Annotated in this window: 12 protein-coding genes and 4 tRNA genes; 14 read left to right on the top strand and 2 right to left on the bottom strand. The window is 61.0% G+C overall.

Going from position 1 to position 14,760, the window contains the following annotated elements; all coding sequences use genetic code 11:
* The first annotated feature begins 59 nt into the window (after positions 1 to 59).
* The 9 genes from CQR48_RS07260 to dapC all read left to right on the top strand — a co-directional run bounded on the left by CQR48_RS07260 (position 60) and on the right by dapC (position 6,687).
* Positions 60 to 1,139 carry a histidinol-phosphate transaminase gene (locus tag CQR48_RS07260; RefSeq protein ID WP_101452464.1) on the top strand — a complete coding sequence of 360 codons (1,080 nt, stop codon included), beginning with the start codon at positions 60 to 62 and terminating at the stop codon, positions 1,137 to 1,139.
* A 249-nt stretch (positions 1,140 to 1,388) separates the two neighbouring features.
* Positions 1,389 to 1,470 (top strand) — tRNA-Tyr (locus tag CQR48_RS07255).
* Between the two features lies 1 nt (position 1,471).
* Positions 1,472 to 1,543: transfer RNA gene (locus tag CQR48_RS07250), tRNA-Thr, on the top strand.
* A gap of 5 nt (positions 1,544 to 1,548) precedes the next feature.
* Positions 1,549 to 1,622: transfer RNA gene (locus CQR48_RS07245), tRNA-Met, on the top strand.
* Positions 1,623 to 1,673: 51 nt separating this feature from the next.
* Positions 1,674 to 1,844, top strand: a complete 171-nt coding sequence (rpmG, locus tag CQR48_RS07240; protein ID WP_003814458.1) for a 50S ribosomal protein L33 — start codon at positions 1,674 to 1,676, stop codon at positions 1,842 to 1,844.
* Positions 1,845 to 1,962: 118 nt separating this feature from the next.
* Positions 1,963 to 3,162: a UDP-N-acetylmuramate dehydrogenase gene (locus CQR48_RS07235; RefSeq protein WP_101452463.1), complete on the top strand. Its 1,200-nt coding sequence runs from the start codon at positions 1,963 to 1,965 to the stop codon at positions 3,160 to 3,162.
* A 232-nt stretch (positions 3,163 to 3,394) separates the two neighbouring features.
* Positions 3,395 to 5,014, top strand: a complete 1,620-nt coding sequence (locus CQR48_RS07230; RefSeq protein WP_101452462.1) for an amino acid permease — start codon at positions 3,395 to 3,397, stop codon at positions 5,012 to 5,014.
* A 10-nt stretch (positions 5,015 to 5,024) separates the two neighbouring features.
* Positions 5,025 to 5,351 (top strand): ferredoxin, encoded by a 327-nt coding sequence (fdxA, locus tag CQR48_RS07225; RefSeq protein ID WP_015450985.1) that lies wholly within the window; start codon positions 5,025 to 5,027, stop codon positions 5,349 to 5,351.
* Between the two features lie 157 nt (positions 5,352 to 5,508).
* Positions 5,509 to 6,687, top strand: a complete 1,179-nt coding sequence (dapC, locus tag CQR48_RS07220; RefSeq protein WP_101452461.1) for a succinyldiaminopimelate transaminase — start codon at positions 5,509 to 5,511, stop codon at positions 6,685 to 6,687.
* Positions 6,688 to 6,846: 159 nt separating this feature from the next.
* On the opposite strand, the gene dinB is transcribed toward dapC, so the two are convergent.
* Positions 6,847 to 8,199, bottom strand: a complete 1,353-nt coding sequence (gene dinB, locus CQR48_RS07215) for a DNA polymerase IV (RefSeq protein ID WP_101452460.1) — start codon at positions 8,197 to 8,199, stop codon at positions 6,847 to 6,849.
* A gap of 119 nt (positions 8,200 to 8,318) precedes the next feature.
* On the opposite strand from dinB, the gene CQR48_RS07210 reads away from it, so the two are divergent.
* Both CQR48_RS07210 and CQR48_RS09190 read left to right on the top strand, forming a co-directional pair.
* A tRNA-Ser gene (locus CQR48_RS07210) sits at positions 8,319 to 8,406 on the top strand.
* Positions 8,407 to 10,180: 1,774 nt separating this feature from the next.
* Positions 10,181 to 10,339, top strand: a complete 159-nt coding sequence (locus CQR48_RS09190) for a hypothetical protein (protein WP_155809071.1) — start codon at positions 10,181 to 10,183, stop codon at positions 10,337 to 10,339.
* Between the two features lie 91 nt (positions 10,340 to 10,430).
* Here the strand turns inward: CQR48_RS09190 and CQR48_RS09185 are convergent, their stop codons facing one another.
* Positions 10,431 to 10,715 carry a hypothetical protein gene (locus CQR48_RS09185; protein WP_143252748.1) on the bottom strand — a complete coding sequence of 95 codons (285 nt, stop codon included), beginning with the start codon at positions 10,713 to 10,715 and terminating at the stop codon, positions 10,431 to 10,433.
* A gap of 192 nt (positions 10,716 to 10,907) precedes the next feature.
* On the opposite strand from CQR48_RS09185, the gene CQR48_RS07205 reads away from it, so the two are divergent.
* The 3 genes from CQR48_RS07205 to malQ all read left to right on the top strand — a co-directional run bounded on the left by CQR48_RS07205 (position 10,908) and on the right by malQ (position 14,726).
* Complete coding sequence (locus CQR48_RS07205) at positions 10,908 to 11,549, top strand: IMPACT family protein (RefSeq protein ID WP_015450981.1); 642 nt, start codon at positions 10,908 to 10,910, stop codon at positions 11,547 to 11,549.
* A 158-nt stretch (positions 11,550 to 11,707) separates the two neighbouring features.
* Positions 11,708 to 12,487: an AbrB family transcriptional regulator gene (locus CQR48_RS07200; RefSeq protein WP_371836386.1), complete on the top strand. Its 780-nt coding sequence runs from the start codon at positions 11,708 to 11,710 to the stop codon at positions 12,485 to 12,487.
* Between the two features lie 73 nt (positions 12,488 to 12,560).
* Positions 12,561 to 14,726 (top strand): 4-alpha-glucanotransferase, encoded by a 2,166-nt coding sequence (gene malQ, locus CQR48_RS07195; protein WP_101452459.1) that lies wholly within the window; start codon positions 12,561 to 12,563, stop codon positions 14,724 to 14,726.
* The last annotated feature ends 34 nt before the right edge of the window (positions 14,727 to 14,760 follow it).

Here is a 14,760-nt window from a genome sequence, read left to right as displayed (position 1 = left end):
GTGACCTTCCGGCGGGTATGTTACGGGGAGATTGACGCCGCCGCGTATAGGATTGAGTCATGGCATACCTACATCGTGCAATCATTGATACCATTCCCAGCTACAAGCAAGGCAAGCCCGCACCGAAGACGCCGGGTCTGACCGCGTACAAGATCTCCAGCAACGAGAATCCGTACGAGCCGCTTGCCAGCGTTAAGCAGGCCATCGTCGACAAGGCCGTCGGCCGCATGAACCGTTACCCGGACATGCGCGGGACAGCGGTTGTGGAGCGTTTGGCCGACCAGTTCGGCGTCAAACCGGAGAATGTCGTTCTGGGCTGCGGATCCACTGAAGTCATCACCCAGCTGGTCAATCTGGTCGCCGGTCCTGGAGACGAAGTCGTCTACCCGTGGCGCAGTTTCGAAGCCTACCCGATTATCGTGGCGAACGCGGGCGCGACCAGCGTGAAAGTACCGAACCGTCCCGACGGCAGCCATGACATCGATGCGATGATCGCCGCCATCAACGAGCGCACGCGCCTGATTATCGTCAACAATCCGAACAACCCGACCTCCACATCCTTGTCCGATGCGGATGCGCGCAAGCTCATGGCCGCCGTGCCCAAGGACGTGCTGGTTCTGTTTGACGAGGCGTATATCCAGTTCAATACCGCCGCCGACACGAATGTCGCGATGGACCTGTTCCGCGAATACCCGAATATCGTGGTTGCGCAGACTTTCTCCAAGGCGTACGGGCTTGCGGGTCTGCGCATCGGCTATGGTATCGCCCCGGCCGATGTGATCGACGGCATGCGCAAGGTGGCCATTCCTTTCGGTGTCACGGAGATCGCCCAGACCGCTGCACTCGCGTCCATGGATGCCTATGACGAGCTGGACGAGCGTGTCAAGGCGCTGGTTGCGGAACGTGCGCGTGTGGTCGCGGCCTTGCGCGCTCAGGGATGGGAGTTCCCTGAACCGTACGCGAACTTCTTCTGGCTGCCGATCGGTGAGCGTACCGACGAGGCGGCGGAACACTTCGTCAAGGCGGCGTTGTCCGTGCGCGTGTTCAGCGGCGAGGGCATCCGTATCTCGATTGGTGAGCGTGAGGCGAACGACCGGGTGATTAGCGTCTGCGCCGACCTCAAACGGCTTGGATTCTGATCGGCGGACGCGCTGCGGCGGTGTTTCGGACGTGCCGTGGTTGCGCTTGGACTGCTGGTGGCTGTGTTGTCGTCGTGCAGGTCTGATGCGCGGGCTGTACGGGCCTGGTGTGCGGCCACGGCGTGTCGCCTGAAATACCGCCGATTTGGCGGGGCGATTTCCGGCTTGCGACACGCCTGATTTGCATTTGTCCCGCAAAAATGCCATTATAGCCAAGTTGCCGGTTGCGGCTAGGTCGCTTGCGGCAAGGGCTGGTTTCCCAAGCGGTCAAAGGGACCTGACTGTAAATCAGGCGCTTCGTGCTTCAATGGTTCGAATCCATTACCAGCCACGCCTCGATAGCTCAGTGGTAGAGCACTTCCTTGGTAAGGAAGAGGTCGTGAGTCCAATTCTCACTCGAGGCTCTCATGGCGGGGTAGCTCAGCTGGCTAGAGCGTACGACTCATAATCGTAAGGTCAAGAGTTCGAGTCTCTTCCTCGCTACAAAGGCCGGCGACACCGCCGGTAAGCAATCGACCACAGAGGTGAACCAACATGGCAAGCAAGAGCGCCGACATCCGTCCGGGTATCACGCTGGCATGCACGGAGTGCAAGGAGCGTAACTACATCACGACCAAGAATCGTCGTAACACTCCTGACCGTCTTGAGCTGAAGAAGTTCTGCCCGCGTTGCGGCAAGCAGACGGTTCATCGCGAAACCCGCTGAATCTGTTCGAGCGTGGTATCACGCTTGCGAGAAAGCCTGACTTCGGTCAGGCTTTTTTGTTATCCACCGACCTCTGGCGGGACGCCGTCTCGGCAAGCCTGCGGCTAGTATTGCGGGTATGACCACAGAGCACAGCACCACGACGTTCGCCGACCTGACCACCATCGGTGTGGGCGGGCCAATCCGCACCTTCCTGACTCCCGACACCCGCGACGGTGTCATCGACGCCGTGCGGCAGGCCGATGCCGCAGGGTCTCCGCTTAGCGTCATCGGTGGAGGTTCGAATCTTCTTGCCGCCGACGTCCCCTTCGACGGTGTTGTCGTGCGGGACGCGCGCCAAGACATCCTTTTCGGCTCGCCGCAGGCGGATGATACGGTCGCCGTCAGCGCGGACGCCGGCTGCAACTGGGATGATTTCGTCGCCGAGAGCGTCGCCCATGGGCTTGAAGGCGTCGAGGGGCTCTCGGGGATTCCCGGTACGGTCGGCGCGTCGGTCGTGCAGAACATCGGCGCGTACGGCCAGGAGGTCGCCTCCAGTGTTGCCCAAGTCGAGGCTTGGGATCGCGAGGAATCACGCACGGTGACCCTTGACCCGCAGCATTTGCGTTTCGGATACCGCATGTCCGCGCTGAAAGCCAGCATGTACGACGCTCCTGCGCAGCCGTCCGACAGGTTTTTCCCGACACCGCGCTTCGTGGTCCTGTCGGTGACGTTCCTTCTGCACCGCGGGGCGGAAGGCACCGTCGGCTATGGGCAACTCGCCAAGGCGCTCGGCGTTGAGGTCGGAGACCGTATGCCGGTTGCGGCGATCCGCGACGCCGTGCTCAAGGTGCGCGCCGCCAAAGGCATGCTGGAAGACGCTCACCGCTATGGCATCCCGGTCATGGCTGGCGCCAAACGTGCCGACACCGTACAGGCGGCATTACAAGCCCAGCGTGAGGCGACCGGCTCGGACGGCCCGGATTTCAACCGGCACAGTTGCGGCAGTTTCTTCATGAACCCGATTCTTGACGACACGCAGGCGGCCAGACTGCCTCAGGACGCTCCGCGCTTCCCCGCCGTGTTGCCGTCGGGCGAGCCCGGCACCAAGACTTCTGCGGCATGGCTCATTGACCATGCCGGATTCCACAGGGGGTACGCCGTCGCAGCCGGCGCCCCGGCGAGCCTGTCCACGCTGCACACGCTCGCATTGACCAATCGCGGTTCGGCGCGCGCCGCGGATATCGCGGAACTCGCCCGGACGGTCCGTGACGGCGTCGAACAGGCGTTCGGCGTGCGGCTGGTACCCGAACCCGTGCTCGTCGGTGTCACGTTTTGACCTCCTGGGGTCACAGCGACCGTGGCAGACCGGATCCACCGGAACAGACCGGATCAGACCGGATCCGGCACCAGCCAATCCGGGCTCATCAGGTGACAATCAATCAGAAATCGCCGGATTGCGGCCATGACCTGCGCCCGCCGTTCAGACGGCAGTAGAATCAGACGCCGTGCGAACTGCCACCACCCGTGGCATACCACACAGCGCATTGAGGAGAGGATCTGAGAGCTGTATGCATCTTTTCAGAACGAAATCAGTTGAGCAGACGCTCGCGGAAACAGGCGACAGCGAGCGCAAGCTGGTGCGCACGCTCGGTGTGTGGGATCTGGCGATGATGGGTGTCGCGGTCGCGGTCGGCGCGGGCATATTCTCCGTGGGCGCCCAGGCGATCGCCTACCATGCGGGTCCTGCGGCGATTCTGAGCTTCCTGATTGCCGGTATCGTGTGTGGTGCAGCCGTCATGTGCTATGCGGAGTTCGCATCAATGATCCCGGTCGCCGGGTCCGCATACACCTTCACCTACACGACGATGGGGGAGCTGGTCGCCTGGGTTATCGGCTGGGATCTGATTCTCGAGATGCTCATGGCCGGTTCGGTCATCGCGAAATACTGGGGCGTCTATTTGAATGACTTCCTGCATCTGATCGGCTGGAACACCACCACGCAAGTGCATGTTGGCGGATTGACCATCGACCTCGCCCCTTTGGTGATTGTGGCGTTCTTCACCGTGCTGCTGGTGCTCGGCACCCGGTTGTCCACGCGCGTTGACGGCGCGTTGACGGTGCTGAAGATTGGCATCGTGCTGTTCGTTGTCATTGTTGGTTTCTTCTATGTCAAAGCGAGCAATTTCACGCCGTTCATCCCGCCTGAACAGCCGGCTTCGAGTGTTCGCGGCGCGTCGGCGAGCGGGGCGATGATGCAGCCGCTGTGGCAGTGGATGACCGGTATGAAGCCCACTGTCTACGGCGTGCCGGGGATTTTGTCGGGAGCCGCGCTGGTGTTCTTCGCCTTCCTCGGCTTCGATGTGGTCGCCACCGCTTCCGAGGAGACGAAAAACCCCGGCCGCAACGTACCGCGCGGCATCGCCTTGGGCATGAGTCTGGTCACCGTGCTGTACATGCTGGTCGCCGTGGTCACGACCGGTATGGTCTCCTATAAACAGCTTGCCAAAGCGGACAGTCCGTCCCTGGCCACCGGCTTCGAGTTGGCGGGGGCCACCTGGGCGGCGAAAATCATTTCGCTGGGCATCGTGATCGGCTTGACCACCGTGGTCATGGTGCTTCTGCTCGGCCTGACGCGTGTCGTGTTCGCGATGAGCCGCGACGGTCTGCTGCCGCGAGGCCTGTCGAAAGTCGGCAAACACGGCACTCCCGCGCGCTTGCAGATCGCTGTCGGTCTGATTGTCGCGCTGGTCGCATCCTGCTTCGATATCGATATTCTGGCGGATATGGTCAATATCGGCACGTTGTCGGCGTTCACTCTGGTGGCGCTCGGCATCCCGATCATGCGGCATAAACGTCCCGATCTGCCGCGTGCCTTCCGTATGCCCGGCAATCCGTGGGTGCCAGTGCTCATCGCGCTCGCGAACTTCTGGCTTATGCTCAATCTCAGCGTGTTGACTTGGTTGCGGTTCCTGGTGTGGCTCGCCATCGGCTTCATGATCTACTTCGGCTACTCGTATCGGCATTCGCGGCTCGGCAATGGCGAGTTGATCGATTATCTGCCCGGCGGAGCGGGTGTGCGGGCGGACGTGCCCACGTCGTCAGTGTCTGCGGCGTCTTCGCCTGACTCGTCGGTTCCCGCGTCCCCTGCGCTCACGTCCCCGACCGTGGGTAGTGTGGATGGCGAATGAGGAGGTAGCCATGGCCTATGTCATTGCCCAGCCGTGCGTCGACGTCAAGGACAAAGCCTGTGTCGACGAATGCCCGGTGGATTGCATCTACGAGGGTTCACGTTCGCTGTACATCAATCCCAATGAATGCGTGGATTGCGGTGCTTGCGAGCCGGTGTGCCCGACCGAAGCCATCTTCTACGAGGACGATCTTCCCGAGGAGTGGGCCTGGTACAAGGACGCCGCGGTGAGTTTCTTCGACGAAGTCGGCGATCTGGGCGGAGCATCAGCGGCCGGCCCGATCGGCAAGGACCCCGCGCAGGTAGCCGCCCTGCCACCGCAGAACCAGGAGTCCTGAGAACATTCAGGCGTGTTGGACGGCCGCCGCACTTTTCGTGTGACGGCCGTCCTCGTATATCTCGTCATCACCCGTCGCATCGGGCCGGGCTGAGCGTCGGCCGGGCGCGACGGAAACCCAGACGCAACCCCGCGCTGGGGCGGAGAGGAGTAACATCATGGGATTCGCGGCATTCGATAACACCTACGATTGGTCGAAACTCGCCACATACCGGCAAACAGCCATGAACACGCCGAACGGGCAGATTGACTTGTCCGTCGGTTCCCCGGTCGATCCGGTCCCGCAATCCGTGCAGCGTGCGCTCGCCGCGGCCGCCAACGAACACAACGCCTTCGGATACCCCAAGACCATTGGTACCGATGATTTGCGCGGGGCGATCGCCCACTGGATGCGCGTGTGCCGTGGTGTCGACATGGACGCGGTCGGCGCCGGTGCTGTCCCCACGGTCGGATCCAAGGAAGCGGTGGCGCTGATGGCCTCACTGCTCGGTCTCGGCCAGGGGGATGTCGTCATCCAGCCGAAGGTGTCCTATCCGACGTACGAAATCGGCACGCAAATCGCGGGAGCCTCAGTACACAAGGTCGACGATGTCGCCGACACGGATTCCTGGCGGACCATTCCGGGAGTCAAAGCCATCTGGATCAACTCCCCGTCCAACCCGACCGGGGCGGTGCTGTCCGCCGACCAGCTTGCCGGCATCGTCGCAGCGGCGCGCGAGATCGGCGCTGTCGTGCTGTCCGACGAATGCTACGCGATGATGGATTGGCGCACTGCTTCCACTCATGATGACTCCAACGAGGCGCAGGCTGCGAATTCCTTCTCGCTGTCCTCCACGCCGTGTGTGCTGTCGCCCGCGGTATGCGAGGGGAGTGCGAAGGGTGTTCTCATGCTGTATTCGCTGAGCAAACAGTCGAATATGGCCGGGTATCGCACCGCGTTCATCGCCGGTGATGCGGACATCATCAAGCACATGTCCGCATATCGCAAACAGCTCGGCTTGATTATTCCGGGACCCGTGCAGGCGGCGATGGCTGCCGGACTGCGCGATGTCGCATCCGTGCACAATCAGTGGAAGCGCTACCGGTATCGCCTCGAATCGCTTGTCAGCGCGCTGCGCGATTACGGCTATGACGCGCACATGCCGCAGGGAGGGCTCTACGTGTGGGTCAAGGCGTTGAGCGGTGACTGCTGGAAAGATATGGCGGCGCTCGCTGATTTGGGCATCGTCCCCAGCCCCGGCGAATTCTACGGTGCGCCGGATTCGTTGCGCTTCTCGTCCACCGCGGATGACGAGACCATCGAACTGGCGTGCTCGGCCTTGCGACACGCCGCCTGATTGACGGTTGATCGGGATTGCAAGCGAAAGACAAGCTAACGGCAGTGAGGCGGGCTCGACGGGTCTCCTGACCGGTCGGAACGTCCGCCGGGGAGACGCTGCTTGTCGGTTGTGGGCTGTGCGGCTGTGGTCATGTAGCGGTTAATCCCGATTTCGGGGCTAATCGAGGTTCGATCGATGCGAGTCTGGGGCGGTGCGCGAGTTGGATACCGCGCGATGCCGTGTATCCTGTCCCTCGCCAACGCCAAGGCTGACCGCGCCGAGCCCGTAGCGTTGCCTCACGGCATCCATCGCCTGTTCGGCGTCGCGCAGCCGATTCGACCGCGATTCTCCGCTTGCGGATTCATGCTCCTCAAGCATGTCCTCCAGTGTCGGTTGGATGACCGCACCACGTGCCTGAATCAGGCCGCTTGCGCTGATGCCCGCCAGTCTGATTTCCTTGGGGAGCGGGGTGGTGTCCGGTGTGTCGGGGGCGAGCCCCAGCGTGGTATTGAGCAGTTCCACTGCCTGGGGGTAGAGGGTGCTTGCCGCGTCCGCCGGATGATCCATGGTTTTTGCCCGTGTCGTGTATGACAAGTCGGCATAGCGCAGTTTCACGGTCAGGGTACGGGCCATCAGTCCACGTGTGCGTAGGGAGCGCGCGACCTCATCGCAGCAGCGTCGCAGCAGGCCGCGCACTTGGCGAGCGTCATGCGTGTCCTCATCGAAGGTGCTTTCTGAACCGATGGATTTCTCAGGCGTATGTGGGGTGACCGCGCGTTCGTCGAGCCCCCAAGCCGCCATGTGCAGATTGTGTGCAGCAATGGCCGAGCCGGTGGCTTGCGCGAGTGCGGTTTCGCTGGTGGTGGCGAGGTCGGCGACTCTGGTGATACCCCAGCTGTTGAGTTTGCGTTCCAAAGACGGCCCGATGCCTGGAATGCCGCGCAGAGGCATCATCTGCACGAACTGTGCCTGACGGTTGACCGGGATGAGCAGCATGCCGTCCGGCTTGGCGTTGGTGGATGCCATTTTGGCGACCAGTTTGTTCGAAGCGATGCCCACCGAGCAGGTGATGTGATAACGCTGTGCGACTTGGGCGCGGATCCAGGCGCCGATACGGCTTGGCTTGCCCCACTGGCGCAATGCGCCGGATACGTCCATGTAGCCTTCATCGACGGATACCTGTTCGATCTGGTCGGTGATTTGGCTGAACACTTCGTCGAAGATGCGCCGCGACATCATGCGGTAATAGCTCATATCGACGGGCAGGAACACGCCGTTAGGACATAACCGGCGGGCGCGTGCGGTCGCCATCGCGGAATTTACACCGTACGCGCGGGCCTCGTAACTTGCTGCGGATACGACGGAGCGTGTTCCGGTGCCGATGATCACCGGTTTGCCTTTGAGACGGGGATTGCGGGCGATCTCCAGTGAGGCGTAGAAGGCGTCCATATCGATATGCAGCACCGTGCAGCCGGTTTCGTCATGTCCCCAGTCTCGTTTGGCGGCTTGAAGTCGTGGTGCGGTGCTCATGCATCCATCCTAAGCCGGAGAGGGGTTTTCGGCTGCAGGTGGCGATGGGCGTGGCGTGATGTGCACTCGTCGGCGAAAGGTGGTATGGTAATGTGATGTTGCGCTCAGCGGCGCAACATGGAGTCATGCCTGAGTGGCCGATAGGGGCACCCTGCTAAGGTGTTAGTCGCATTTAGCGGCTCGAGGGTTCGAATCCCTCTGACTCCGCCCATGGGCTTCCGGATAATCCCGGAAGCCCTTTTTTCATCCCCGCAAAATCCTTGTAGAACCTTGGAATACTAACGATTTTCTGTTGATCGCCGGTGCTGTGGTCGCCAACTGTCCCAAACCCCCACATGGTCTGCGGACACCCCTGATTCCCAGGGACATGTTTGGTGCGTTGTTTGGTGCCATTCGAGGGTGCATAGGCCAACACGCGTACCGGCCCGGGTCTCCCGTAGCTCGCAAGCCGTGTGTCGTTTCTACCGACGCTGAGGGACATCTCAGGGACATCTCAGTGTCGGCAGAGGCGGAACAAGAATCTTCTGCCGGTGCTGAGTGTGCAGTGAGTGGCGGTAGACTCAGGCCGACGACCGGGGTTATCGGCGAAATGCGTGTCCGGCGGTGGAGCGCGTGGGAGTCTTGATTATTGTTCCGGTCTCCGTGCGTCCTGTATGCCGTGGCATGCGCGGCTGAGCAGATATTGACGGAAAGTCGCCGTGACTGGCCATGTTCTGCTGCTATCGCATGCCGAGACATTGTGCTTTGCAGGTTGACTTGTTTGGTGCCATCAATGTTGCCGGTCGGTATCGGTCCATTTGAATGATTTGAACGGCAGAGTGGAAGAGGGTTGACCGTGGGCAGGTTGGAAGCTAGGCGGGTAATCGAACATTCCTGCACTGAATCGGAGAATGCTGGGCGGAATCAGAACCGGTCCGTGTCGGCATTGGACCGGACCTGCCCGCCAATCATGGCAGCACAATAAACCCGCGGGATTCCAATGATTCGCCGATGACTTTGGGGTCGACCGTTGTCGCGACAGCCAAGCATCAGCCTAGGCTGATGGACTCAATTGCGAATCGCGCGCTGGAATCGGAACCGGTCCCTACCGGCGTCACAACGGACATGGCTCCCAGCCATGGTATCAACGTAAACAGGCGGAATTCCAGTGATTTGTATGCACTGCGATAATCAACCATTGCGCGGCGAGTCACTTGAGTCGCCCGGATCGCGGACCGAATCGGAGAATAATAGTCGAAAATCAATCCAGTCCGCAAAGGTGCCGATCATTACACATCCCACTGGTCACGCCCACGACGAAAACTGCAGAATACCAATACTCTTCCGGTGGGCCTGGTTCCAACCAAGTGACCCTTACCCACCCTAAGGGCCAAGTCCGCGGACTGGGTCGAAAATTGCGCGTCGGAATCGGAACCAGTCCACACCGGCGCCGGTCCGTCGACGACGGCAACACCGCAAATCCGCGGAATCCCAGCGCTCAGACCGCATTATCACAATCATCCGTCGCAAGTGTGGCTGCACGGATCGCCGGGATTTCCCAAATCGCGGACCGAATCGGAGAATGCGGACTGAAAACCGATTCAGTCCGTGCTGGCATTGGACTTGGCCTGTCCGTCGATCATGGCATCACTGTAAGACCCCGGGATTTCAATGATTCGTGGATGCCTTGGGGGCCTGGTCGTCGGCGCGACGGCAAGGCATCCGGCCGAGCCTGCGGACTGAATCAGAGAACGCGTATCGGAATCGGAACCGGTTCACACCGTCGCCGATCGGTATCAGACGACCGCCTGCGGCGACACCGTAAACCCGCAACGTGGAGCCAAAACTTGATACACGCAACAACAGATTCGACCTCTGATCTGCTCTGGGCGATGCAGATGCCCTATACCCAATTGCCCCGCTTTTCAGCGTCGAGCAGCCCTGCACGCGTGCATGTCCACGCCATCCCATCCACGGTCCCGACCACGGTTGTGGTGGTCGTATGCCCGAAGAAGTACCGGATGCAGAATCCGATATCTCGCGTTTCCGCAACGATTTCGCGAGATTTGGGATTATTTTGCGCGCGACCGATGCCATTACCCTCCGGTTCGCGTGGGAGATAGGATGCCGCGAGCGTGACATCGATGATCTGGCCAAGTGATACGTGGTCGGGGTTCGTTAGCCCTGTTGAGACGTGCGAGTCGCGAAATTGTCCGGGAATGGAGCAAGCCTCCATCACCTGATTGTTCCGCTCATTCGTCGGTGGACATGTGCCCGTGTATCCGGTTCATGCCTTTGAACGATAAACGATTGATTTGGCGGGCATCGTTGTCCGCCGGAACGTAGGGCGGAGCCGGAGGTACGCCTTTGTCCGCCGTCTCCGTACTTTTATTGTATCTACACAATGGCGGAATTTCAGCATTTTCTGATGGTCCATTGCTCGGTACAGCGGAAAAACTGCATTCGTTGTCATCCCGATTTCCCGCGTAAATATTCTGGTTTTGCGTTAACATTTTTCCGTTAATCAATACGTTCACATTCCGGTACTTCGTGCGTCGTGTCTCGGCGTGTCTCGGCGTGTCTCGGCGTGTCGGGCGGTGCCGCACCCCGTCGTCGCCCGACATCCGCCATGTCGCCCCGCTGTAATGCATTCGGTCCAGCGCATCAGGCCAAATCGAAAAACCAGTCGTGCGTTCGTCATCATCCCATGCGCTATCGTGGAAGCTGTTATGGCTGAATCATTCACAGTGCTCAACCCCGCATCCGCTCCCGCACAAGGGTCGCTGACGGACAAGAAGTCCGAGTTCATCGCCGACATCTGCCATGTCGACGAGCTTGCGCAAGCGGTGTCTTTCGTGGAGACGATTCGCGAACGCCACCCGAAGGCGCGTCATGTGGCCTATGCTGCGATATGCGGCGATCAAGGGCGGCTCGCAGAGCGGATGAGCGATGACGGCGAGCCCTCGGGCACTGCCGGCAAGCCGATTCTCGATGTGCTTCGCGCCAATCATCTTACGGATTGCGTGGTGACGGTTACCCGGTATTTCGGCGGTATTCTGCTGGGGTCCGGCGGCTTGACGCGGGCGTATTCTTCGGCGGCGTCATTGGCAGTCAAGGCGGCGGATACCGCGAGAATCGCCACCTGTGTGCGGTTGCGGATGACGGTCGGTTATCCGCAGCTTGACACGCTCACCCATCTCATTGCGCAATCCGACGGGGTGCGTGACAACGAACAGTACACCGATGTCGTTCGCCTTGACGCGCTGATTGAGCAATCGAAGGCACAGGCGTTCAGCGCGCGTGTCATCGAGGCCTTCAGCGGATCGGTGCACGCCGAGCGGATCGGTGTCGAACACCGGGCGATACAGTGAAGGGTGTGAGTGACGGCATGAGCGAGACGACATCATCGCAACACGAAGAGGCGGTTGCGGCCTCACAGGAGGGGCAGTCGCAGGAGGGGCAGCCCCAAGACGGGCAGCTTCAACATCAGCAATCCGAAGGTGGATTGGTTGCTGAGGCGCCTAACACTGTGGCATCCGATACCGACGCGCCTGATACCGATGCGCCTGACGTCAACGTATCCGAGACAGACACAGACACATCCGACGCCGGTACGCCGGCTTCCGACGCGTCTGATACCGGTACGCCGGATTCTGCCACACCCGGTGACTCCGCCACACCCGATACCGCAGCCGCGTCCTTCGAACCACTGACCGTCACCTACGAACGCCTGCGCCATACCGATGACGTCGCCGAACTGCATGAATACGCGCGTCGCCCATTGCCGGACCGTTCGTTGCAAGCAGCCTTCTCCCGCGCCACCGCACTGCTTGAGGCGGTCGCGGGCAATCAGCATACGCCGCTTGAAGACCGGGTGTTTTTGGCTACCGAGATGCCGTTCCCGAATATCCTGGTCAAACTCTCGGAAGATCCCGAACCTCAGGTGCGTCGTGGGGTCGCCGCGAATCAGGACGACAAGAACTGGCTGGTGGGGCGCCTGACCAAGGACCCCGACCCGTCGGTGCGGGACGCCGCTCTGCGCAACCCCCGTACATCGTGGAAGATGCGTCTTGAGGGAGCGCAGAACCCTGAAGTCGACGCGGATACTTTGGACTTCCTGTCCACGCTTGGCGTGTCGTGTGAACCCGGCGCCCCGGCCGTCCTCGCGGGCATGGTGCGACGCGCGGTCGCGCTCAACCCGCAGGCCTCGCGGGAGACCCTGCAACGCTTGAGCACAGACACCTCCCCGTCCGTGGCGCAATGCGCACAGCGCAGATTGGAAGCCGAACAGACGGGCGAATCGAACTAAAATCCCAGAAAACTGTCGATGAATCCGAGATTTCGTCTTCTTCCGGTCGCTTTTTGGGCTTACACTTAAACGTATGACAGAGAAGACCGAAAACGATGAGCGCCTCGCTCGTCCTCTGATTCGTCTTGCCAAGCTCGTCGGCATTGGCACCAGCTATGTCGGCCAAAGCAACGACTACCACGAAATCGAGGACGACGTCCTCGTGGCGGTACTCGCGGCGCTTGGCGTGGATGCGTCGGACGATGAGGCCATTGAACGTTCTATCCGCACCATTCTCGACGAACGCCACGCGCGTCTGGTCCCACCGACCGTCCTGCATACGGTCGGCAAGGAGGACTCCGTGCTGGTCAATACCGGCATTCTGGAGATTCCGTCGGCGACCATCACCTTGGAAGACGGCCGGCAGTATGACGGCGAGCTCGTCGCCGGGGCAGGCGACGGCTCTCAGGCGTATTCGTTGGACGGCAAGTTCGTCGCGACCGCCTCGCTGACCCTGCCGAAGGATCTTCCGATCGGCTACCACACGCTGCATGTCCGTGTTGGCGACCGCGAGCAGGACGCCACACTGATCAGCGCTCCGGAGAAGATCGAGCTGATCGACCCGATGAAGAACAACCAGCTGTGGGGCTGGATGGCTCAGCTGTATTCGATTCGTTCCAACGGTTCGTGGGGTGTCGGTGATTTCGAGGATCTCAAGACCCTCCTCGTGGAAGCCAAGCGCAAGACCGGTGCCGATTTCATGCTCATCAACCCGGTCCACGGCAGTGAGCCGGTGGCTCCGCTGACCCCGTCCCCGTATCTGCCGATCAGCCGTCGTTTCGTGAATTTCACGTACATTCGCCCGGAGTCCATTCCGGAATACAAGCAGCTTGATGACGCCGCGCGCAAGCAGATTGAGGAGCTGCATTCCCAGGTCGAACCGCTCAACGGCGACGCGCAGCTCATCGACCGCGACACCATGTGGCGTATGAAGATGCGCGCGCTGTGGCTGGTGTTCAAGGCTGGACGCTCCGCCGGCCGCCAGGCTGAATTCGACGTGTACAAGAAGGAGCAGGGCGCCGAGCTCGAATCCTATGCCACGTGGTGCCTGTGCTATGACAAGTGGGGCAAGCCCGAAGACACGCCGGACAACTGGGAGCGCAAGTACGCCAAGGATTCCGCGCAGGTCGCGGCGCTGCGCAACCAGTTCCCCGACACGCTTGAGTTCTATCGTTGGCTCGAATGGATTGCCGGCGAGCAGCTCGAATCCGCCCAGCGTGCGGCGAAGGACGCCGGCATGAAGATCGGTCTGATGGCCGATATGGCTGTTGGCGTTCATCCTGCCGGATCCGACGTGTGGTGGAATCCTGAGCGATTCGCCAAGGGCGCCACGGTCGGCGCGCCGCCGGATTACTTCAACCAGCAGGGTCAGGACTGGAGCCAGCCTCCGCTCAACCCAATCCAGCTGGAAAACACCGGATATCAGGTGTACCGAGAGATGGTGCACGGCATGTTCGCCCGCGCGGGTGCCGTCCGCATCGACCATATCCTGGGCCTGTTCCGTCTGTGGTGGATCCCGCAGGGCAAGGGCGCCAAGCACGGCGCCTACGTGTACTACGATTCCGAGGTTATGCTCGGCATTCTCGCCATTGAAGCGGCGCGCGCCAACGGCGTGGTCGTCGGCGAAGATCTCGGCGTGGTCCCCGATTTCGTGACGAAGTCGCTCGGACGTCACGGCGTGCTTGGCTGCGCCGTCGAATGGTTCGAACAGATGGACGGCAAGTTCAAGGCCCCGAAGACTTGGCGCGAGTATGCACTTGCTTCGGTTAACACCCACGATATGCCACCGTCTTACGGCTACCTCGAGTATGAGCAGGTGAAAATCCGCGAGAAGCTCAACTTGCTGGACTGCCCGGTCGAGGAATTCCAGGCATCCGCAACCAAGGAGCACAACGCGATGCTCAAGATGCTCGTCGACAACGGCTATCTTGACGCGGAACTGCTCAAGGACGAGAAGGCCAATGAGCAGCAGATCGTTGAGGCGCTGTACCGCGGGCTCAAGGATGCGCCGAGCAAGCTCATCGCGGCATCCATCACCGACGCCGTCGGCGAGAAACGCGCGCAGAACCAGCCGGGCACCAACAACGAGTACCCGAACTGGCGTATCCCGCTCGCGGATTATGACGGCAACGTCGTTCCGCTCGAGAAGCTCTTCGACAATGAGCGCCTGAAGTCGCTGACGAAGATCATGAATTCCTGACGTATTGTCGGGCGAATCGCGGTGGCCTGTCGGT

The organism is Bifidobacterium thermophilum, from assembly GCF_002846655.1.
Lineage (GTDB): Bacteria > Actinomycetota > Actinomycetes > Actinomycetales > Bifidobacteriaceae > Bifidobacterium > Bifidobacterium thermophilum.
Note: the sequence above shows the minus strand (reverse complement) of the source record. Positions and strands in the feature narration are given on the sequence as shown.